A 19,057-nucleotide genomic window follows, 5' to 3' on the forward strand; every position below is an offset into this window, starting at 1 on the left:
GGTTTACCTGTCTATTACTTCACAGTTTACAGTGCGCACAATTGTTAATACTCCCAGAGGAACAGAGCATCATGCATATTCGAGCCGCCTCCCCATCAGACAACGACACGATTCGTACACTGACCTATACCGCCTTTAAAGGGCATCCCCACCATGCGCCAGGGACAGAGCCTAGGGAGCACTTGATCATCGACCACCTTAGAGTGGCTGGCGCCCTGACGCTATCCTTGGTCGCAGAGGAAGATGGTGAAATTCTGGGCCATCTGGCCCTTTCCCCGGTGAAACTGAATGGCGCCAATTGCAGCTGGCATGGACTGGGTCCGGTATCAGTTATGCCTGGTCACCAGAGCAAAGGTATAGGCTCTGAACTGATTAGAGAGGGACTTCGCCAGATGAAAAGCCTTGGCAGCATGGGGGTGGTGGTGTTGGGAGAACCTGATTACTACGCCAGGTTCGGCTTCAGGCACGATGAGACTCTCGAATACCCTGGAGTGCCCGCGCACTACTTTATGGTCCAAGCATTCAAGTCAGGACACAGTAAAGGAGAGGTCACCTTTCATCCGGCGTTTTGCTAACCACTGTGTTCACATATTGAACTGCCTAAAATTTCATAGTTTAGTGTCTTAGAACACCTCAACCTTGGGCGAACACTATGTACCGCATCTCCGAACTGGCCAAGCGAGCCGGACTGGCCCGCTCCACCCTGCTCTACTACGAGAAGCTGGGACTGTTGACCGGCCGTCGGGGGGACAACGGTTACCGCTACTACGACGACAGGGATCTGCAGCGACTGCGGCTGATACAGCAGCTGCACGCCGGCAACCTCAGCCTGAGGGAGTGCAAACAGATCCTGGAGTCCGGGCTGGACCGCCAGCTGCTGGCTGACCGGCTTGCCCAACTGGATGAGGAGATCCGCGCCAAAAACCAGGCGAGAAACCTGATGCAGGCCCTGCTGGGGGACAACCCGGAGGGCCTGAGGCAGTTTCACCAACAACTGGAGACCCAGGCCCCGGATGCCCACACCCAGTGGTTAAGAGCCGAAGGGCTGGATGAAACCAACGCACTGAGGTTGCGCTGGCTCTCCAGAGACCTCTATGGTCACGAGGAGTATATGAACGATTTTCTGGAGATTTTTAATGGGCTGGAGCGGCACGGTCCCGGCGCCGACCACAGCACCCTGTGGGCCTTGAGTCAGGTCAGCCCGTCTCCCAGGCGGATACTGGACATCGGCTGCGGCACAGGCGCCTCGGCAATATTGCTGGCTCAACACAGCCAGGCTCGGGTGATAGGCCTGGACAACCTGGAGCCCAGCCTGAACCAGATGCTGACACGCGCCCGCCAGCTGGGGCTGGAACAGAAGCTCACTGCCTGCAACGGCTCGATGACCGCCCTCCCCTTCGAATCGGGCAGCTTCGACCTGCTGTGGAGTGAAGCCAGCTGCTACATCATCGGCTTTGAAAGCGCCCTGAAGCAGTGGCGGCCATTATTGGAGCCTGGCGGTTATCTGGTGATCAGCGATCTGGTGTGGCTGGATGAGTTTGCCGATGCTCAACAACTTGGCCCTGATGATCTGGAGGTTAAGGCGTTCTGGCAGGAGGGGTACCCAGACATGCAGCGCGTCTCAACACGCCTGACCCAGGCTGGGAAAGCGGGCTATCAATTGGTTGCTCACTGCGGCGTGGGCGCAGACGGCTGGCAGGCCTACACCGTGCCACTCAGAGAGCGGCTGCAAAGCCTGTCACAGAAGTTGGCCGGCTCACCCGCCGTGGCCGATCTGGAGCGGGAGCTGACCATATTGGATCGCAGTGAAGGGCGATTCGACTACCAGCTGATGGTACTCAAACGCACCGACTAGCCTCGGGGCACTTCGCAGCAGTCCAGGAAGCGCTCCATCAAAGGGGTCAGATTATCCCGCTTAAAGATGGCGTAGATGTACCTGGACTCGCTGTGACCGTCGGTGGCCACCTCCACCAGATCGCCCCGCTCCAGCTCCGCATCCACAGAGAGCAGCGGCAGAATACTCAGCCCCAGGCCGGTGCCCACCGCCCGCTTGATCGCCCCCATGGTGTTCATCACGATCTCATCCTGAACCGCCACCCCCAGCTCGCGCAAGATATGCAGGGACTCAACCCGGGTAGCGGACTCCTCTTCATCCAGGATCCAGGTGGCGGCGCTCAAGTCCGCCGCTGTCGCTGGCCTGTGGGCCAGTTTATGGCCAGGCGACACCACGATACACAGCCGATCGCTGCGCCAGCGGATGTACTCCATCTCCTTATCCGACGGCTTACGACTGATGAAGGCCAGATCCAGGGCGTTGTTGTGCACCATCTCCTCGATGGCGGAGCTTGACAGGATCTTCAGCCTGGTGTTGACGTTGGGGTACTGGGTCTTGAACAGGGGCAGCTTCTTCGACAGCACATAGTTGCCCGAAGTCTTGTTGGCGCCGATGTTGAGAGTGCCACCCACCCCCTGGGCCTGCTCCTTGAACAGCTGCTCCAGCTGATTGACCTGGTTCAGCACCTTGTTGGCGTGGGCCAGTACCAGATTGCCGGAATCGGTCATCACCAGCCCATGAGGGGTGCGATCAAACAGCCGCGCCCCGAGAGAGGACTCCAGCTCCTTGAGGCTCATGCTCACAGCCGGCACCGACAGGTGCAACTGCCTGGCGGCCTTGGAAATCTGGTGGGTCTGACTGATGGCCTGGAATACCAGCAACTGTTTCAGGGTGATTCTCATAACACTCTCCCATTGAAGCCCCAGTCTAGCGGTAAAGCCAGGGCGATGCCGAGGTACGCTTCACGCAGAAACCAAAACAGCGGAGCCCAAAGTCCGGGCCCCGCTGACGCTACGTGAGACGATGATGAGTTGAATTACTGCTTGGTAGCGAACTCAGCCGCGTGGGCACCGGCACGGCGACCGAAGACCACGGTATCGGCGATGGCATTACCACCCAGACGGTTGTAACCATGGATACCACCAGTCACTTCACCTGCCGCGTACAAACCAGGAATAGGCCAGCTCTGCAGGTTCAGCACCTGAGACTCCTTGTTGATGGCCACGCCACCCATGGTGTGGTGGATACCTGGCGCCACTCGAACGGCGTAGAAGGGACCCTTGGTGATGTTCAGAGGCATCTGGTCGCGACCGAAGGAGTCATCTTTGCCGGACTTCTGGTAACCGTTATAGGCCTGAACCGTCTTGGGCAGATCCTTCATGCCGGTCACCTTGGCCAGCTCCTCGATGGTGTTGCCCTTAGACAACATGCCCAGGTGGTCATAACCCCGGACCATCTTCTTCTTCTCAACCAGTTGCTGGTCGAACACCAGCCAGGCGTACTGCTCCTTCTGCTTGAGGATGGCGTCGGACGCACGGTCACGAGTGGTCAGTTCATTGATGAATCGCTGGCCGTCGGTGTTGACCATGATGGCACCGACACCACGCACGGTCTCGGAGATCAGGATACGGCTGTCCTTACCAATGGTGGGGTGAGCCTGAACCCAGTCGATGTCGGTCATGGACGCACCGATCTCCTTGGCCAGACGGATGCCGTCACCGGTGGCGGTGACGTTGTTGGAGCTGGTCATATCGGCAAAGGTGGGACGATAGTAGGCGATCATCTCCTTGTTCATGCCGTAACCGCCGGTGGCCAGAACCACAGACTTGGCAGCAACCATGCGGTAACCGGAGTGCTTACCGTGGACCACCACACCGGCGATGCTCTGGTCCTGGTTCAGCACCAGCTTCTCAACGCGGGAGTTAAGACGGGTTTCGATCCCTTCACGCTCGGCAGCCGCACGCAGGGTGTGGATGATGTGGGGCCCCACGCTGGCACCACCGGATGGACGGTGGGTACGCTCAACCCGAGCACCACCGGAGCGCTTCAGGTCATTCATGTTGGCCCCCAGAGACTCCAGCCACTTGATGCCATCGGCAGACTGATCCGCCATGATCTGCACCAGTTCCTGATCGTTCTGATAGCGGCCGCCCTTCATGGCGTCCTCAACAAACCACTCAACCTTGTCTTCGATCCCCTTCTTGGCCTGCTGAGGCGTACCCACAGCGTTAAAGCCACCGGCTGCCAGCATGGAGTTACCACCGGTAAAGGGCGCTTTTTCAAACAAAATCACCTTGGCCCCCTCACGCTTGGCGGAGATGGCGGCGTTGTAACCTGCGCTACCAGCACCCACAACGATCACCTCGGTGGTCTCCACGGGACCCTTGGCGATCGCCTTTTGGATCGCCTGCTGGTCCCACTCGGCGTCCCAGGCTTTCTTGTTCTTGGCGTCGTCAAACGGCATGTTGTCATGCTCGAAGGAGTGACACTCGTTGCAGTAAAACTTGGGCGCCTCGTGACCACGGTGACAGGAGGTACAGTTGATCTCACCCAGGTGAGAGGTGTGAGGGTCGAAGTGCAACTCACTGTTGGCCAGATCTTGGTAGCCGCCGTGACACTCAACGCATTGGGCGTTTTCGTGGGTTTCACTGTCGCTTACCTTGATGGGCTTGGTGTGACAGGTCTGACAACCGTCCATCTCCGCATGGAAATCAGCCAGGCCATTCCCCTTGGCTTGGGCGCCGGAGGAGAGCGCCAGCATGACCGCAGCAACGGATAAAAAACTCAGCTTAGGTTTCATCATGTATTTTCCGCTTAGGTTTATTGGTGTTTTTTCAGCATATCAATCGCACCATTTATTTTGATTTGATCCGGTTCAAATTTAAATATCTGCCCGTTTCAAGTTTTTTAAAACCAATTAAAAAACTCTGAACAACAATCTGTTCACCTGTGAGAATGTTCAAATATCGAAATTACTTCACCTCTTAGACTGTGCTCAATCCAACAGCGATGGCGGTACCACAGGAGTGATCCAACCTGTCAAAGCAGGCAGGCACCTAGAGAGCAAGCGCTCCTAAAGGTTTGCAAGCACTCACCTACAGCGGCGCAACTTGACTGAACAAAACAGGAATCACCCTTGAGTAGATGAGACATGTTCTCATTCTGAAATAAGAAACCAACAATGACACTTATTAGCTTGGCTGTTAAATAAAGACAACCAACGGAATAAATAGAAATAACTCAAGATATAAAATGCTGGAGATATGATGATGCCCAAATTAAACAAGAACTATCTTGCCATGAGTATTGCAGCCGCAATGCTGTGTGCCCCCTCCATGGCCGTCAGTGCCGATGACAGCGGTTACCAACTGAAAACCAAATCCCGACTGGTCTATTTTGATCGCGAATATGAAAACCCGGCCAAGGATCGGACCCAATCCGCCTTCTCCATCACCGCCGACTGGACCACCCCCCAATATGGCGGCTGGATCGGCATCGGCCTCTCCCCCTACTTCGTCGAAGACCTGGGCAGCGATGGCCTGGTGAAAGCCGACGTACTGACTGTCAAAGATGGTGAGATGTCAGGTTTTGCTCTGCTGGGCCAGGCCTACGTCAACCTGACCCCGGTCAATGGTCTCGCCATCAAGCTGGGTCGCCAGACCCACAAGTCCATGCTGCTCAGCAGCTCCGGCAGCCGCGCCGTACCCAACACTTACCAGGGGGTCAACGCCCTGTATAAGCCCATGAAGGGACTGTCTGTGTGCGGCGCCGTCTACGACAAGTGGTCCGCCCGTAACGACGACGAGTTTGTCGGCTTTCGCACTGACCAGACCGACGAAGGAGCCATCGACTACATCTCGGTGATCGGCCTCAAATACAAGTTTGACGCCTTTACTGTGGAAACCGAGTACCTCAACTCCAAGGACTACCTGAGCAAGTTCGGCCTGCGCGGCAGCTACCTGACCAAGTTTGATGGCTCCAGCCTGAAGCTCTCTGCCGGTGTGTTCACCTCCAGTGACGATGGCGAGCTCTTTGTCACTGCCGCCGAAAATGGCGATCTGGACGATGAGGATCGCGATGGCGCCGTCAAGGGTGAAACCCGCAGCGACAACGACGGCATGGGTGTGTACGCCGAGGCCGTCTGGAAGCGCAACAACCTACAGCTGTCTGCGGCCATCTCCAAGTTCGATGACATCTGGATTGAGGACAACTTTGCCGGCGACCATGGCCGCAACCCCTTCCCCACCCGCAGCCGTGTGGGACCGGACCTGACCAACGCCAATGAGACCGTGGCCAAGGTCTCGGTCATCTACAACTGGCAGGATCTGGTGCCCGGACTGACCACAGAGATCGCCGCAGCCCAGGGCTGGGACGCGGAGAACTCGGTGGATCCTGCCCTTGGCACCGCCGACGAAGACTGGAAGGAGCTGGTGGTCACCTACAAGGTGCCCACAGTCAAAGGCCTCAAGTTCACCGGCGTGTGGCACGACTACAACTCCGACGAAGTGGGCAACGTGGATGGGGTGAAAGAGGATGAAACCGACATCCGCCTCTACCTGGACTACAGCTACAAATTCAACTTCTAAGGGATAAGCCCAGCCAGCGGGCAGTCCGTTCCCGCTGGCTCAGCCTCTATTTTTACTCAAGCATTTCAGCTCTTTCTTCCGTCAGGCTTGTGCCCAGTGGCAACTCCTGCAACACTGCGGCCAACACCCACCATCAAGTTGTAGACGATGAAAAAACTGACCCTTGCCGCTGCCCTGGCAGCCAGCCTGCTGATTCCGGCCCAGGCCGCCACCGAGATCGCCGGTGTGGCGGTTGACGATACTATCGAACTCCAGGGCAAACCCCTGGCCCTGAGTGGCGCCGGGATTCGCTCCAAGTTCTTTATGGACCTCTATGTGGGCAGCCTCTACAGCAGTGAGTCTGGACTGGATCAGCAGCTTGCTCTCGAGGGCAACCAGACCAGCGCCATCCGCCTGAACATCGTCTCCGGGCTGATCACCTCAGACAAGATGATCGACTCCATCGAGGAGGGCTTTCAGAGCAGCGCCGGCGACAGCTATGACCAACTGAAACCCAAGATCGACGCCTTTATCGCAGTGTTCAGCAGCCAGATCGTCGAGGGAGACCAATTTACCCTGCTGTCCCTGCCCGGCGTCGGCGTAGAAGCCTATAAGAATGGCCAGTTACTGACCCTGATCGAAGGAGATGAGTTCCGTCAGGCCCTGCTGGGGATCTGGCTGGGCGACGACCCCGCCGACGACGACCTCAAGGACGCTATGCTGGGCGGCTAAGCCTGTCAAACAAGAAAAAAAGGCGCGGTGTTCCGCGCCTTTTCTATTGAACCCTGACAGGCAGTGCTACACTGCCGCCCGTGTACCCCAGCCCCGAGACAGAGCATTCCATGGACCATCAACCCAACAACCCGTTGCACGGGGTGAAACTTCAGCAGATTGTGGAGACTCTTGCCCAGTATTATGGCTGGCGAGAGCTGGGCCGCCGCATCCCCATCAACTGCTTCAACTCCAACCCCTCGGTAAAATCCAGCCTCAAGTTTCTGCGGCGCACCCCCTGGGCCAGGGAAAAGGTAGAACAGCTCTATCTGGACTCCATCAAGGACATTGAGGAGTGGCAGCAACACTCGGGCAACCAGAATTAGAAAAGGCGCGGACCACCGCGCCTTTTCGTTTTCCTATGGCCGATAACCTTTGAGGAACATGGTCACCGTCTGCTGCACATAACGCTCCCTCTGGGCCTCATCCATCTTCAACGCCAGTCCCAGGTCCCCACGCATCTTGTCCACGGTATGCAGCATCAGCAGCAGTTGCTGGGCGGCAAAGGTGGGATCGGGCATCACCAGCACCCCAACATCATTCAACCTGGTCAGGTAGCTGGTCACCAGCTCCATCATCCGTTTGGGTCCCGCTTCGAAATAGAGCTGTGAAAGCTCTGGATGACTCTCGGAGCTGCGGACACAGGAGCAATAGACGTGGCGAACTTCGGGGCTGAGGATCATAGCCAGGAATCGACGGGCAAAGCCCAGCAGAAACTTCTCGGGATCGGCGTCCAACTCGAAGTTCTCTTCGGTCATCTGGGCGCTGACACAACGATCCTCGATGCAGTGCACAAAGAGATCGTTCTTGCTGCCGAAATGACTGTAAACCGTCTGCTTAGACACCCCGGCTTGCACCGCCACCTCATCCATGGAGGTGTTCTCCAGCCCCTTCTGCATAAACAGCTCAGCGGCCGCCTCCAGGATCTGAGAACGTTTCTTACTTTTCCGATCGTTAGCTACAACGGCCATAGCGCCCCACAAAATATTTACAAAAACTTCACCAACTGGACTGGACAGTCTAGTTTGATTCTACCAAACTAGACCGTCCAGTCTAATTGTAATTCGAATGTTATGACAGCGTACCAGTTTCTTGGCCCACTGTGCGGCCTGCTCCTCATCGCCACCGGCTGCAGCCAGCAGGGTAAGAGTGCGCCGGTCAAGCCTCCCCTGGAGGTCCATGCCCAGCATGTCCAGCTGCAGCACAGCTACCCTCTGACCCACAGGTTCGTGGGTAAAGTGTATCACCCCAGAACCAGTGACATCGGTTTTGAGTCCCCGGGTACCGTGGCCACCATCGAGGTGGAGATTGGCCAGGAGGTGGAGGCCGGCCAGGTGCTCGCCACCCTGGACACCCGCCTGCTGCGCAGCGAAGCCGAGCAGCTCAGGGCCACCCTGGCGCAGAATCGCGCCGATCTGGACCTCAACAAAGCCACCCTCAAACGCCAGCTGACCCTGTCGGAACAGGGGTATCAGTCTGAGCAGCAACTGGACGAACTGCGCAGCCGCAAGGCCCAGTTGCAAGCCCGCCAGCAACAATTGAACGCCAACCTGGAGTCGGTCGATATCCGCCTGCAGAAGAGCACCCTCAAGGCCCCCTATTCTGGCATCATCACCCAGCGCCAACTGACCAAGGGTCAGGTCACAGGTAACGGCCAGGTGGCCTTCACCCTGGTGCCCAACGGTGCCGCCGAAGCCCGGGTGGGATTGCCAGTCCGGCTGCTGGAGCGTCTGCAAACCCGACAACAATGGCAGGCCAGTGTCGACGGCCAGTCCCTGCCGGTGACCTATCTGGGGCGCAGTGCTCAGGTAGACCCGGGCACCCGCACCGTCACCCTGAGGTTTGCCCTGCCGGAACAACCCACCCTGCTCAACGGTCAGTTGCTCTATCTGGAGGTGGAGGAGCGCATTGTCGCCGACACCACTCGAGTGCCACTGACCGCGCTGACCGCCGGGGTCCGGGGCCTGTGGAACCTTTACATACTGGAGGACCTGGGGGATGGCAGCTTCCAGATCGCCCGCCGGGACGTTCGGGTGCTGCACGCCGATCAGGAGTACGCCTGGGTCTCCGGCGCCATTGACGACGGCGACCGCCTGGTCTCCACCGGACTGCAGCGACTGGTGGCTGGGCAGAGAGTGGTGCTGGCCACCGATGCCAGCATCACCGCCAGCCGCGGTGAAGAGCTATGATTCGCGCCCTGGTTCAAAACCCCAGGGTCGCCGCCCTGCTGACGGCTTTGCTGATCGTCAGCGGCCTCAGCGCCCTGACCAACCTGCCCCGCACCGAAGATCCCAACCTGACCAATAGAGTGGCGGCGGTGATCACCCCCTACCCCGGCGCCACCGCCGAACGGGTCGAGGCCCTGGTGACCGAACCCCTGGAAGCCAAACTTCGACAGCTGGATGAGATCAAGACCCTCACCTCCAACTCCAGGCCGGGGATCTCCGTGGTTACCATCGAACTGCAGGATCGCATCATGGATGCGGATCCCGTCTGGTCCAGAGCCCGGGATCTGATTGGCGATGCAGCCCCGTCCCTGCCCCAGGGAACCGGCGCCCCCACCCTGGATGATCAGCTGGCCTACGCCTTCACCCGCATCTTCTCCTTCACCTGGCAGGGAGGCGGCCAGGCGGATCCCACCGTCCTGGGACGCTATGCCGAGGAGCTGGCCAACCGGCTGAGGCTGTTGCCAGGCACCGATTTCGTCAAGGTGGTCGGCGCCCACGAGGAGGAGATCCTGGTCTCCATCGACGACGCCGAACTGTTCGCCCTTGGCCTTTCCGTAGACGATCTGGCCAGACAGATCCGCGCCGCCGACAGCAAGACCGCCTCAGGCAGCCTCGAAGGCGAGGCGATCCGGGCCCAGCTGGAGGTCTCCGGCGAACTGGTCTCCCTCAACCGCATCCGTCAGGTCCCCCTGCGTCCCGACAACCAGTTGCAGACCCTGAGGGTGATGGATGTGGCCAGCGTCAGCCGGGCGGTGCGCTGGCCCCCGGATGACTATGTGCTCAGCCAGGGCGAGCAGGGGGTGCTGGTGGCGGTGCGCATGTTGCCGGACACCCGCATCGACCGCTGGAATGCCCAGGTGGAACAGACCCTGGAGGGGCTCAAGCCGCTGATCGCCTCCAACGTGTTGCTTGAGACCCAGTTCAATCAGCAGGGCTACACCGAAGTGCGGCTGTCGGAACTCACCGGTAACCTGGGGCTGGGCTTTATGCTGGTTCTGGCGGTGCTGCTGGTGACTCTGGGGTGGCGCAGCGCCCTGCTGGTGGCCTTCGCCCTGCCGGTGACCGTGCTCTTTACCCTTTTCTGTATGCAGCTCTATGGCCTGCCCATCCATCAGATGTCGGTCACCGGGCTGGTGGTGGCCCTGGGGATCATGGTGGACAACGCCATCGTGGTGGTGGACGCCATAGGCCAGAGGCGCAGCCGGGGAATGACCCCGGTGGAAGCGGTATCCGCCACCCTGCGCCAGTTCTGGCTGCCACTGGCCAGCTCCACCCTGACCACTGTGCTGGCCTTTGCCCCCATCTTCCTGATGCCAGGCCCCGCCGGCGAGTTTGTCGGCGGCATCGCCCTTGCGGTGAGCTTCGCCCTGATCGGTTCCTACCTGATCTCCCTGACTCTGGTGGCCGGCCTGGGAGGCCGCTTCATCAAGCCCAGGGAGGGCAATCACTGGTGGCAGCAGGGGATCACCCTGCCCTGGCTGGGGGCCATATTGAGACGCACCCTGGCCATCGCCCTGGTGTGGCCGAAAACCACCCTGCTGCTGATCTTCCTCACCCCGGCAACCGGCTTCTGGGCCGCCGGCCAGATGACCGAGCAGTTTTTTCCGGCCGCCGATCGGGACATGTTCCACATCGAGGTGTTCATGCCGCAGCAATCCAGCCTGCCAGCCACCGTAGACGGCGTGCGTCAGCTGGATGCCTGGCTCAGAGAGCAGGCGGGCATCGAACAGACGGTGTGGACCTTTGGCCGCAACACCCCCTCTTTCTACTACAACCTGTTGCAGCGGCGACAGGGGGCGGCCAATTACGCTCAAGGGATGATCACCGCCAGCGATTTTGAGGTGGCCAACGAATTGATCCCCACTCTGCAGCAGCAGCTGGACCAGCGTTATCCGCAGATGCAGATCCTGGTGCGCAAGCTGGAGCAGGGCCCCCCATTCAACGCCCCCATCGAGCTGCGGATCTATGGCCCGCAACTGGACAGACTGACCGAACTGGGCGACCAGCTCAGGCTGATGCTGGGCAACCAGGACCACATCATTCAGACCCGCAACACCCTGGCTGCCGGTGCCGCCAGAATCAAGCTGGACATCGATGAGGAGGCCAGCCTGGCCGGGGGCCTGACCCTGACCAAGGTAGCAGGACAGCTGCGTGCCTCCATGGATGGCGTGGTGGGCGGCAGCGTCCTAGAAGGGGTGGAGAACCTGCCGGTGCGGGTGCGCCTCAACGCCAATGACCGCAACCAGGCTGCGGATCTTGGCTCGGTGCAATTGGTGGGCGGCCAGCAGATCCCCACCATGCTGCCCCTGTCCGCCCTGGCGCAGTTAAGCATCGAGTCCGGCCGCGCCACCATCCCCAGGCGCAATGGTGAGCGCATCAACACCATAGAAGGCTATCTGGAAGCGGGCGTGCTGCCCTCCAAGGTGCTCAATGCCATGGAGTCTCAGTTGGCAGAGTTTGAAGCCAGACTGCCCTCGGGCTACCGGCTGGAGATCGGCGGAGAGAGTGCTAAACGGGATCAGGCGGTGGCCAAGCTGATGTCGTCGGTCACCATCATCAGCGTGCTGCTGGTGAGCGTGGTGGTACTGAGCTTCAACTCCTTCCGGCTGACCACGGTGATCCTGGCCAGCGCCGCCCAGTCTGCCGGGTTGGGTCTGCTGTCGGTCTACCTGATGGGGTACCCCTTTGGCTTCAATGTGATCAATGCCTTGATGGGGTTGGCCGGCCTGGCCATCAATGCCGCCATCGTCATCCTGGCGGAACTGGAGGAGAATCCGGAAGCGGTCGGCGGTAACATGGCCGCCATCATAGATACCGTCGTAGGGTGCGGTCGCCACATCGGCTCCACCACCATCACCACCTTCGGCGGCTTCCTGCCGCTGATCCTGGCCGGTGGTGGCTTCTGGCCCCCCTTTGCGGTGGCCATCGCCGGAGGCACCCTGCTGACCACCTTCCTCTCCTTCGTGTTCGTTCCCGCCTGCTACATAATGATTCGGGCCCCCAAGGGAGCCCGATTCTCATCCGAGGTGACCGCCTAGCGGTCAGAGTTAATGATGCGGTTGTAGAGCTGATCTTTCAGCTCTACCCGTCTCATCTTCAAACGGGAAAACTCCTCATCACTGGTGGGCACGTCGTTCATCTCCAGCCCCCGTATTTGATGATCCAAACTGTGGTACTCCCTGGCCATGGTGGCAAACTCCACATCCATATGTTTCAGGCTGTGGATCTTGTCCTTGTAGTCGGGAAAATCGTCGACGAGGGCATGACTCTCTCCAAGCATCGCGAGCTCCTGTGAGTTGTCAGGTGAGAGAAAGGCTGCGCTGCGCCCAGGCGGACAACAACACAACCGGATGGCATACCTAAAACCTAGTCCAGGATCCCCACCTTCTCCAGCGCAGCCCCCAGAGCCACTGGCTTTTACTTCATCCCATGTTCATCCAGGGCGCGACGCAGGCGCTCGACCTGTTCCGCGGTCAGGTCACCCTCCTTGATCATCTGCTCCAGCATTTGGGCCCTGTCCAGGTGAAACCGCTTCAACTCCATCACCCCTTCCTGCTCCAGCCTGGCCACCATACGCTCCGCTTCCTCGGCCAGACGGGCCCCCTCCTCGGCCATCTGCTCATGGATCTCCACATAGATTTCGGGATCATGCCCCAGATGAACCACCTGATGATGGCCATCGGACAACACCAGCTTCCAGTCACTGCCCACACCGGCCAGGGCCTTGGCCTTCTCCAGCCAGCGCTGTCTGACCTCGGCATCCAGGTCCCCTAGCAAGGTCTCCACCGCCCCCCAGTCCGGATTGTCTCTGTCCAGGGTCAGTTGCACCCGCTCGCCACTGTCGATAAAGCTCACCTCTATGGGCTCCCCCTTGTCCTGGCTGGCCTTAAAGGTGGCCGCGGTTGCCGCCAGGGTCATCAGCATCGCCGCTGCTGCCAAAATCATTCTCATGATGGTCTCCTTGTTAAACTGAGTTGTTCCCCGCCTGTGTAGAAAGAAACGTGCCAGAGTCGCCGCCCGCGAATTCTCCCGGATTTCCCCATGAAACAGCGGAAATTTCTCCTCAAATCCTCCCTGGCCCTTCCCATATGGGGAGCGCCTGGGACTGGCAGCGGGCAACTGTGGCTCACCACTGCCCACCGTGGTAACTTCAGCTCATCTGGCACGCTTTATGTAAGGTGATCACTCCAAGGAGGAACCGATGTCCCTGAAACGTTACCTGATGATCGCCTTTGGCTCGCTGATTCTGCTGTTTACCCTGCTCCAGTGGCTGCTGGTGCAGCAGCTCACCACCGATTTCCGTCGACAACTGGCCGAAGACTCCGAAGCCGTGGCCCAGGAGGTGGCGTCGGTCACCATCGAAACCCTGCTGCCTCCGGTCCCGCCCAAATCCGTGGTTCGGGTCCTGCCCCCGAAAGAGGAGACCGCCCTGTCCGAACAGGAGCGCGAACGGATGCTCGCCATGGCGGAACGCCACGCCGAAGAGGCGCAGAGAGAGCTGGAACGGGAGCAGCGACGGCTGGTCCGGTTGCAACAGCAGCAGCAGGCCAAGCAACGCTCCCTGCAGATACAGAAAGAGGCCCAGCAGAGGCGGATTCAGGCCTACGAGGAGAAGCTGGAGGAGCTGGAGCAGCGTATCGAGGACAAGGAGGACCAGTGGCAAGCGGTGATTCAGCTCAACCTGGAGCATCAGGCCCTGCAGAAGGAGCTCAGCAGTGCCCTTGAAGCGGAAACCACCCTGGAACTGATGGAGGTGCACGGCGACCTCATCGGCGAAGAGGAGATGGAGCGTATCCACGAGGCAGTGGAGCAGGCCCGGGAGCAGCTGCAGCGTCAGGCCAGGGAGATTCGGGTGTTCATCCCCACGGAAGAGGATCAACTGGTGATTGAGGGGCTGGGCTCCAGCCTGGCGGTCCCTCTCTCCAATGGCCCCCAGCAGACCATGATCACCCAGTTTGCCGAGCGGGTGGCGCTGGTGCTGCTGGCGGGAGCCCTGCTGAGCCTGGTGGGGGTCTACCTGATCGCCCGCAAATTGGCCCGTCCCCTGGAAACCCTGGATGAGGGCTGCCGGCGGCTGTCCGCCGGTGAACTGGGCCTGCAACTGAGCCACAGTGGCACCCGGGAGACCCGCCGCGCCATCGACACCTTCAACCGAATGAGCTCCGATCTCAAGGAGAGTCAGGAGCAGCAACGCCAGTTCCAGCAGCAACGTCACCTGGCGGAGCTGGGGGAGATCACCCGGGGCATCGCCCACGCCCTGCGCAACCCCATCCACACCATCGGCCTGCTGCTGGAGGGGATGGAGCCAGAGCAGCACCAGTTGCAGAGTCAAATCCGCACCAAGCTGAGTCATATGGATGACAGCCTCAGCAGCCTGCTGACCCTGGCCAGCCAGGGACTCGACCGGGAGGTGCCTGTGGCCATACCTGAGCTGGTTGAGGGGATTCAGATGGAACTCAGCCAGACCGCAGAGGGGGTTGAGTTTGTCAGCGAACTCCCCGATGACCTGGCCGTCCTGGGGGCGGAGGTGGAGCTGCGTGCCATACTCCACACCCTGATGAACAATGCCCGGCAGGCCAGTGAACCTGGGCAGAGAGTGCGTCTGTACCTGGAGAGAGGGTCAGAGCAGTTTACCCTCTGGGTCGAGGATCAGGGCAGCGGCCTGAGCGACGCCATCCGCGATCGCCTGTTTGAACCCCACCAGACCACCAAACCTGAAGGCGCAGGCATGGGGCTTTACATCGCCAGGCGCATCGCCCGCCTCTGGTACGGCGGCGATCTGATTATTGAAGAACAGCCCAAGGGCGTCCGGGCCGGCCTGGTGCTGCCCAAGGAGAGAGAAGCATGAATCAAAACGGATTTCAGATCCTGCTGCTGGAGGATGATCCCACCCAACGAGAACTGCTGGCGAAGATGATGACCGAGGCGGGCCATCGGGTGGACGCGGTGGCCGACGCCGATGCGGCCCTCAAACGGCTGGATAAACGTCCCTGGCAGATCCTCTTCAGCGACTGGAAGCTGGCGCAAGGAGACGCCAGTGAGGTGATTCGCCGCGCCCGGGCCCAGAGCCCGACCCTGGGGATCATCGTCGCCACCGCCTACGGCTCCATTGACCATGCGGTGGACGCGATGAAGATGGGCGCCGATGACTACCTGCCCAAACCCTTCCAGAAGCAGACCATGCTGCTGGCCATCGACAAGGCCGCCCGCGCCCACCAGTTGAAGGAGGACAACCGGCGCCTGACAGACCGCGTTCAGCAGCAGGGCGCCCTGATCGACATGGTGGGCTCCAGCCCCGCCATGCGTACCCTGTTTGACCGGGTAGAACGTATCAGTGCCATCAACACCACGGTTCTGATTCAGGGGGAGAGTGGCACCGGCAAAGAGCTGGTGGCCCAGCGCATCCACCGCCTCTCCGGCCGCGACGGCCCCTTCATAGCCCTCAACTGCGGCGCCATCCCCGATTCACTGGCGGAATCCGAGCTGTTCGGCCATGAGAAGGGCGCCTTCACCGGCGCACACGGCGCCCGGCCCGGCAAGCTGGAGGCCGCTCAGGGAGGTACCCTGTTTCTGGATGAGATTGGCGAGCTGCCCCTGAATCTTCAGACCCGGCTGCTGCGGGTCCTGCAGGAGGGTAAGGTGACCCGCATCGGCAGCCATAAGGAGATCGATCTGGATATCCGGGTGGTGGCCGCCACCAACCGGGATCTGCTGCAGGAGGTGGAAGCAGGCAACTTTCGCCAGGATCTGTACTACCGCCTCAATGTGATCCCTGTGGCTACCCCGCCCCTGAAACAACGCAGCGAGGATATCCCGGCCCTGGCGGAGCATTTCCTGCGTCACTTCAGTCAGAAATACCAGCTGGCCGCCCCCAAACTGGGGGTCGCCGAAATGAACGCACTGCGCAGTCACGGCTGGCCTGGCAATGTCCGCGAGCTGTCCAACTGCATGGAGCGGTTTGTGCTACTGCAGGAGCTGGATCTTCAGCCCATCCGCTGTCAGGGCAAGATCACCCTGCCTGACGCGGGCCTGAACTGGGAACAGGTGGAGAAAGAGTATCTGCAGGCGGCCCTGGAGCGAACCAGTGGCAATCGTACCGAAGCGGCCAGGCTGCTGGGACTCGGGTACAAAGCGTTCCTCTACCGTTCAGAGAAGCACGGGTTGTAGAGGCAGCTGACCAACAGTTTTGGCTCACAGCCCCTTATGAGAAAACAGCATCGCCTGGTCGGCGGCGAACCCCACCTTAATCTGAGTGTGGTCGCCGCCCCAGATGCAGGTTTCGGTGCCCAGGGAGCCGCTGCAGCGGTCCGCCCTTCCCAGCACCGCCTCCACCTCGGCACGGGACATCCCCAGCTCCAGTTTGTCGTAATTTTGCTGATTCACCTTGCTGCACCCTGCCAGCAACAGCAGCGTCACCCACAGCAATCGTTTCATCGCTCTCTCCCCGAACCAGTTGTTACAGAAAGTAAACCAGAAGTTAAGGCGTGATTTCAAATCGCGGCATGACTAACGAATCACCTTTTAAGCCCCACTGATCGTGATGGAGTTCAACTATTTTGACGGAAGTTTTGTATAACCTTGCCGACTAGCCGATAGAGCTAAAACAAACCTAATAAAAACTCTTTACAGGGGAACGCATGGACTTCCGCAACTGGACCCTAGGCCGCCAGATAGGTGTATCCGCGCTGCTTCTTAGCATCCTGACCTACACCATCACCGGTTTCTTCGGTTACCGTGTAGCCGCCGACAGCCTCACCGAAACCCTCCAGGAGTCCGAATCGGTGATGGCCGATACCCTGGCGGACACCCTGGATCTTCAGTATCAGCTCCTTATCAAGCAGGTACGCACCAACGCCGACCTGTTCGACAAGATGTTCTCCACTGACTTCACCCTGATGGACAAGCGCGTCAACATCGCCGGGGCCAATGCCCCCGGGTTGAAAAACGGCCGCCGCCTGCTCAACAGCGCCATCGCTCAGGTAGACAGGTTCGCCAACATGACCGGCGGAACGGCGACGGTGTTTGTTAAGGATGGCGATGACTTTACCCGTATCTCCTCCTCCCTGCGCAAGAAGAACGGCGACCGGGCCACCGGTACCCAACTGGGTCAGAGTCACCCCGCCTACGCCATCCTCCAGGCAGGCCAGACCTACGAGGGCTACGCCAACCTGTTCGGCAAGCGCTACATCACCAGTTACCGCCCCATCAAGGATAAGCAGAACCGGGTGATCGGCATTCTCTACATCGGTCAGGATGTCAGCGAGATGATGCAGGAGATGGGCAAAGCCCTGGCCAACATCCAGCTCGGTGAAACCGGTTATGTCTCCCTGGTTCGCTACGAGGATGGCGTCTTCCTCTATCACCCGCGGCTGACAGGCGATAAGGCATCCAACTTCAAGGATGACAATGGCCAGCCCATCTACCAGGACGCCCTGTCCGATCGGGTCAAGCACCACTTTGAGTTCATGCAGGATGGCAAGCTTTGGGTCTCCATGACCCAACCCGTTCCCAGCGCCGGCTGGATGGTGGTCATGCAGGTGCCTGAAGAGGAGCTGAGCCACGCCCTCAAACCCCTGGCCCGCACCAACATCGGCCTCTCCATCCTGGGAATTCTGGTGATCACCGTGCTGCTCTGGGTGATGCTGAACCAGCGGCTCAAGCCCCTCACCGCCCTGTGCACCCAGGTGGAAGCGATCGGTCACGGTGACCTGACCGCCCAACTCACCACCTCGGGCGGCAACAGCCAGAACGAGGTGCACCGCATCACCGACAGCGTCGCCGAGATGACCCACAGCCTCAAGGAACTGATCGCCACCCTGCAGGGGTCCACCTCCCAGCTTGAACAGGCGGCCAGCGAGATGCAGACCGTCGCTCAGGTCAACGGCAGCGGCGCGGCCCAGATGATGCAGCAAACCGATCAGATCGCCGCCGCCGTCGAGGAGCTCACCACCTCGGTGCAAGAGGTGGCCCAGCACGCCACAGGGTCCGCCGAACAGGCGGAAGCGGTCGACACCGCCGCCAAGGACGGTGATCGGCAGGTGGACGATGTGATTGAGCAGATGCGTGCCCTGGGGGACGCCCTGGAAAACGGCAACCAGGCGATCCACCGGGTGGAAGAGGGCAGCCACGCCATCACCCGGGTGATCCAGGTGATCAATGAAATTGCCGAGCAGACCAACCTGCTGGCCCTCAACGCGGCCATCGAAGCGGCCCGGGCGGGCGAACAGGGCCGAGGCTTCGCCGTTGTGGCCGATGAGGTTCGCACCCTGGCTCAGCGCACCCAGAACTCCATCAGCGAGATCACCGGCACCATTGAGCAACTGCAGCAACGTACCCAGGAAGCGGTGAATCAGATGCAGGAGAGTAAGAAGCTCGGTGTGGCATCTTCTGAGCTGAGTGTTCAGGCTGGCGAAGCCCTGACCGACATCTCCCACAGCGTAACCGACCTGTCTCAGAACGCCACCTCCATCGCCACTGCGACCGAACAGCAGGGGTCCGTGGCCTCGGAGATCGCCCGCAACATCAGCGGCATCACCGAACTGGCCCGGGAGTCTGAGCAAACCGCAGGACAGACCGTGGACGCCGCCGAGCAGCTGACCGCCCTGGCGGGGGACATCCGCGGCCATCTGGCCCACTTCAAGTCCTAAGCGGACTTCCCC

Annotated in this window: 16 protein-coding genes; 10 read left to right on the plus strand and 6 right to left on the minus strand. The window is 60.1% G+C overall.

The features are described from left to right. The first annotated feature begins 71 nt into the window (after window positions 1-71). Together G505_RS0118490 and G505_RS0118495 are read left to right on the plus strand one after the other, a co-directional pair. A complete protein-coding gene (locus G505_RS0118490) occupies window positions 72-575 on the plus strand; it encodes a GNAT family N-acetyltransferase (RefSeq protein ID WP_028110881.1) in 504 nt (167 codons plus the stop codon). Between the two features lie 77 nt (window positions 576-652). Then, window positions 653-1,855 (plus strand): MerR family transcriptional regulator, encoded by a 1,203-nt coding sequence (locus tag G505_RS0118495; RefSeq protein WP_028110882.1) that lies wholly within the window; start codon window positions 653-655, stop codon window positions 1,853-1,855. Here G505_RS0118495 and G505_RS0118500 read toward each other — a convergent pair. Both G505_RS0118500 and G505_RS0118505 read right to left on the minus strand, forming a co-directional pair. Further along, complete coding sequence (locus G505_RS0118500; protein WP_028110883.1) at window positions 1,852-2,736, minus strand: LysR family transcriptional regulator; 885 nt, start codon at window positions 2,734-2,736, stop codon at window positions 1,852-1,854. The two genes, G505_RS0118495 and G505_RS0118500, sit on opposite strands and share 4 nt — an antisense overlap. Window positions 2,737-2,870: 134 nt before the next feature. Further along, entirely contained in the window at window positions 2,871-4,637 is a 1,767-nt protein-coding gene (locus tag G505_RS0118505) for a flavocytochrome c (protein ID WP_028110884.1), read from the minus strand. A 463-nt stretch (window positions 4,638-5,100) separates the two neighbouring features. Between G505_RS0118505 and G505_RS0118510 the strand changes: the two genes are divergently transcribed. The 3 genes from G505_RS0118510 (at window position 5,101) to G505_RS0118520 (ending at window position 7,496) form a co-directional block, all read left to right on the plus strand. Next, window positions 5,101-6,420, plus strand: coding sequence for an OprD family outer membrane porin (locus G505_RS0118510; protein WP_028110885.1), 1,320 nt, complete (start codon window positions 5,101-5,103; stop codon window positions 6,418-6,420). Window positions 6,421-6,567: 147 nt separating this feature from the next. After that, a complete protein-coding gene (locus G505_RS0118515) occupies window positions 6,568-7,131 on the plus strand; it encodes a chalcone isomerase family protein (RefSeq protein WP_028110886.1) in 564 nt (187 codons plus the stop codon). A gap of 110 nt (window positions 7,132-7,241) precedes the next feature. Continuing rightward, entirely contained in the window at window positions 7,242-7,496 is a 255-nt protein-coding gene (locus tag G505_RS0118520; protein WP_028110887.1) for a VF530 family protein, read from the plus strand. Between the two features lie 33 nt (window positions 7,497-7,529). Here G505_RS0118520 and G505_RS0118525 read toward each other — a convergent pair whose 3' ends face one another. Continuing rightward, complete coding sequence (locus G505_RS0118525; protein ID WP_028110888.1) at window positions 7,530-8,141, minus strand: TetR/AcrR family transcriptional regulator; 612 nt, start codon at window positions 8,139-8,141, stop codon at window positions 7,530-7,532. Window positions 8,142-8,243: 102 nt separating this feature from the next. Here G505_RS0118525 and G505_RS21995 point away from each other — a divergent pair, with 102 nt between their 5' ends. Both G505_RS21995 and G505_RS0118535 read left to right on the plus strand, forming a co-directional pair. Further along, window positions 8,244-9,359 carry an efflux RND transporter periplasmic adaptor subunit gene (locus tag G505_RS21995; protein WP_051216447.1) on the plus strand — a complete coding sequence of 372 codons (1,116 nt, stop codon included), beginning with the start codon at window positions 8,244-8,246 and terminating at the stop codon, window positions 9,357-9,359. Continuing rightward, entirely contained in the window at window positions 9,356-12,436 is a 3,081-nt protein-coding gene (locus tag G505_RS0118535) for an efflux RND transporter permease subunit (RefSeq protein ID WP_028110889.1), read from the plus strand. Before G505_RS21995 ends, G505_RS0118535 begins: the two co-directional genes overlap by 4 nt. On the opposite strand, the gene G505_RS0118540 is transcribed toward G505_RS0118535, so the two are convergent. Together G505_RS0118540 and G505_RS0118545 are read right to left on the minus strand one after the other, a co-directional pair. Further along, entirely contained in the window at window positions 12,433-12,678 is a 246-nt protein-coding gene (locus G505_RS0118540) for an HP1242/YdcH family protein (protein ID WP_028110890.1), read from the minus strand. The genes G505_RS0118535 and G505_RS0118540 overlap by 4 nt on opposite strands. A 137-nt stretch (window positions 12,679-12,815) precedes the next feature. Then, window positions 12,816-13,349 (minus strand): hypothetical protein, encoded by a 534-nt coding sequence (locus G505_RS0118545; RefSeq protein WP_157509283.1) that lies wholly within the window; start codon window positions 13,347-13,349, stop codon window positions 12,816-12,818. 250 nt (window positions 13,350-13,599) lie between these two features. Between G505_RS0118545 and G505_RS0118550 the strand changes: the two genes are divergently transcribed. Then, on the plus strand, window positions 13,600-15,246 hold the full coding sequence (locus G505_RS0118550) for a sensor histidine kinase (RefSeq protein ID WP_028110892.1): 1,647 nt from the start codon (window positions 13,600-13,602) through the stop codon (window positions 15,244-15,246). Further along, a complete protein-coding gene (locus G505_RS0118555) occupies window positions 15,243-16,565 on the plus strand; it encodes a sigma-54-dependent transcriptional regulator (protein WP_028110893.1) in 1,323 nt (440 codons plus the stop codon). The genes G505_RS0118550 and G505_RS0118555 overlap by 4 nt, the downstream gene beginning before the upstream one ends. Window positions 16,566-16,589: 24 nt before the next feature. Here G505_RS0118555 and G505_RS0118560 read toward each other — a convergent pair whose 3' ends face one another. Next, window positions 16,590-16,832: a lipoprotein gene (locus G505_RS0118560; RefSeq protein WP_028110894.1), complete on the minus strand. Its 243-nt coding sequence runs from the start codon at window positions 16,830-16,832 to the stop codon at window positions 16,590-16,592. Window positions 16,833-17,035: 203 nt separating this feature from the next. Between G505_RS0118560 and G505_RS0118565 the strand changes: the two genes are divergently transcribed. After that, the gene (locus G505_RS0118565) at window positions 17,036-19,045 is read left to right on the plus strand and encodes a methyl-accepting chemotaxis protein (protein ID WP_028110895.1); all 2,010 of its coding nucleotides are present in this window, start codon (window positions 17,036-17,038) and stop codon (window positions 19,043-19,045) included. Window positions 19,046-19,057 lie beyond the last annotated feature (12 nt).

It is taken from the genome of Ferrimonas futtsuensis DSM 18154 (assembly GCF_000422645.1).
Classification (GTDB): domain Bacteria; phylum Pseudomonadota; class Gammaproteobacteria; order Enterobacterales; family Shewanellaceae; genus Ferrimonas; species Ferrimonas futtsuensis.

What these genes read in the sequence shown, in the direction of transcription:
- G505_RS0118500 (WP_028110883.1), bottom strand. Translation starts at nt 2,736, where the DNA reads ATGAGAATCACCCTGAAACAGTTGCTGGTATTCCAGGCCATCAGTCAG.
- G505_RS0118555 (WP_028110893.1), top strand. Translation starts at nt 15,243, where the DNA reads ATGAATCAAAACGGATTTCAGATCCTGCTGCTGGAGGATGATCCCACC.
- G505_RS0118495 (WP_028110882.1), top strand. Translation starts at nt 653, where the DNA reads ATGTACCGCATCTCCGAACTGGCCAAGCGAGCCGGACTGGCCCGCTCC.
- G505_RS21995 (WP_051216447.1), top strand. Translation starts at nt 8,244, where the DNA reads ATGACAGCGTACCAGTTTCTTGGCCCACTGTGCGGCCTGCTCCTCATC.
- G505_RS0118545 (WP_157509283.1), bottom strand. Translation starts at nt 13,349, where the DNA reads ATGAGAATGATTTTGGCAGCAGCGGCGATGCTGATGACCCTGGCGGCA.
- G505_RS0118540 (WP_028110890.1), bottom strand. Translation starts at nt 12,678, where the DNA reads ATGCTTGGAGAGAGTCATGCCCTCGTCGACGATTTTCCCGACTACAAG.
- G505_RS0118535 (WP_028110889.1), top strand. Translation starts at nt 9,356, where the DNA reads ATGATTCGCGCCCTGGTTCAAAACCCCAGGGTCGCCGCCCTGCTGACG.
- G505_RS0118560 (WP_028110894.1), bottom strand. Translation starts at nt 16,832, where the DNA reads ATGAAACGATTGCTGTGGGTGACGCTGCTGTTGCTGGCAGGGTGCAGC.
- G505_RS0118525 (WP_028110888.1), bottom strand. Translation starts at nt 8,141, where the DNA reads ATGGCCGTTGTAGCTAACGATCGGAAAAGTAAGAAACGTTCTCAGATC.
- G505_RS0118490 (WP_028110881.1), top strand. Translation starts at nt 72, where the DNA reads ATGCATATTCGAGCCGCCTCCCCATCAGACAACGACACGATTCGTACA.
- G505_RS0118510 (WP_028110885.1), top strand. Translation starts at nt 5,101, where the DNA reads ATGATGCCCAAATTAAACAAGAACTATCTTGCCATGAGTATTGCAGCC.
- G505_RS0118505 (WP_028110884.1), bottom strand. Translation starts at nt 4,637, where the DNA reads ATGATGAAACCTAAGCTGAGTTTTTTATCCGTTGCTGCGGTCATGCTG.
- G505_RS0118520 (WP_028110887.1), top strand. Translation starts at nt 7,242, where the DNA reads ATGGACCATCAACCCAACAACCCGTTGCACGGGGTGAAACTTCAGCAG.
- G505_RS0118565 (WP_028110895.1), top strand. Translation starts at nt 17,036, where the DNA reads ATGGACTTCCGCAACTGGACCCTAGGCCGCCAGATAGGTGTATCCGCG.
- G505_RS0118515 (WP_028110886.1), top strand. Translation starts at nt 6,568, where the DNA reads ATGAAAAAACTGACCCTTGCCGCTGCCCTGGCAGCCAGCCTGCTGATT.
- G505_RS0118550 (WP_028110892.1), top strand. Translation starts at nt 13,600, where the DNA reads ATGTCCCTGAAACGTTACCTGATGATCGCCTTTGGCTCGCTGATTCTG.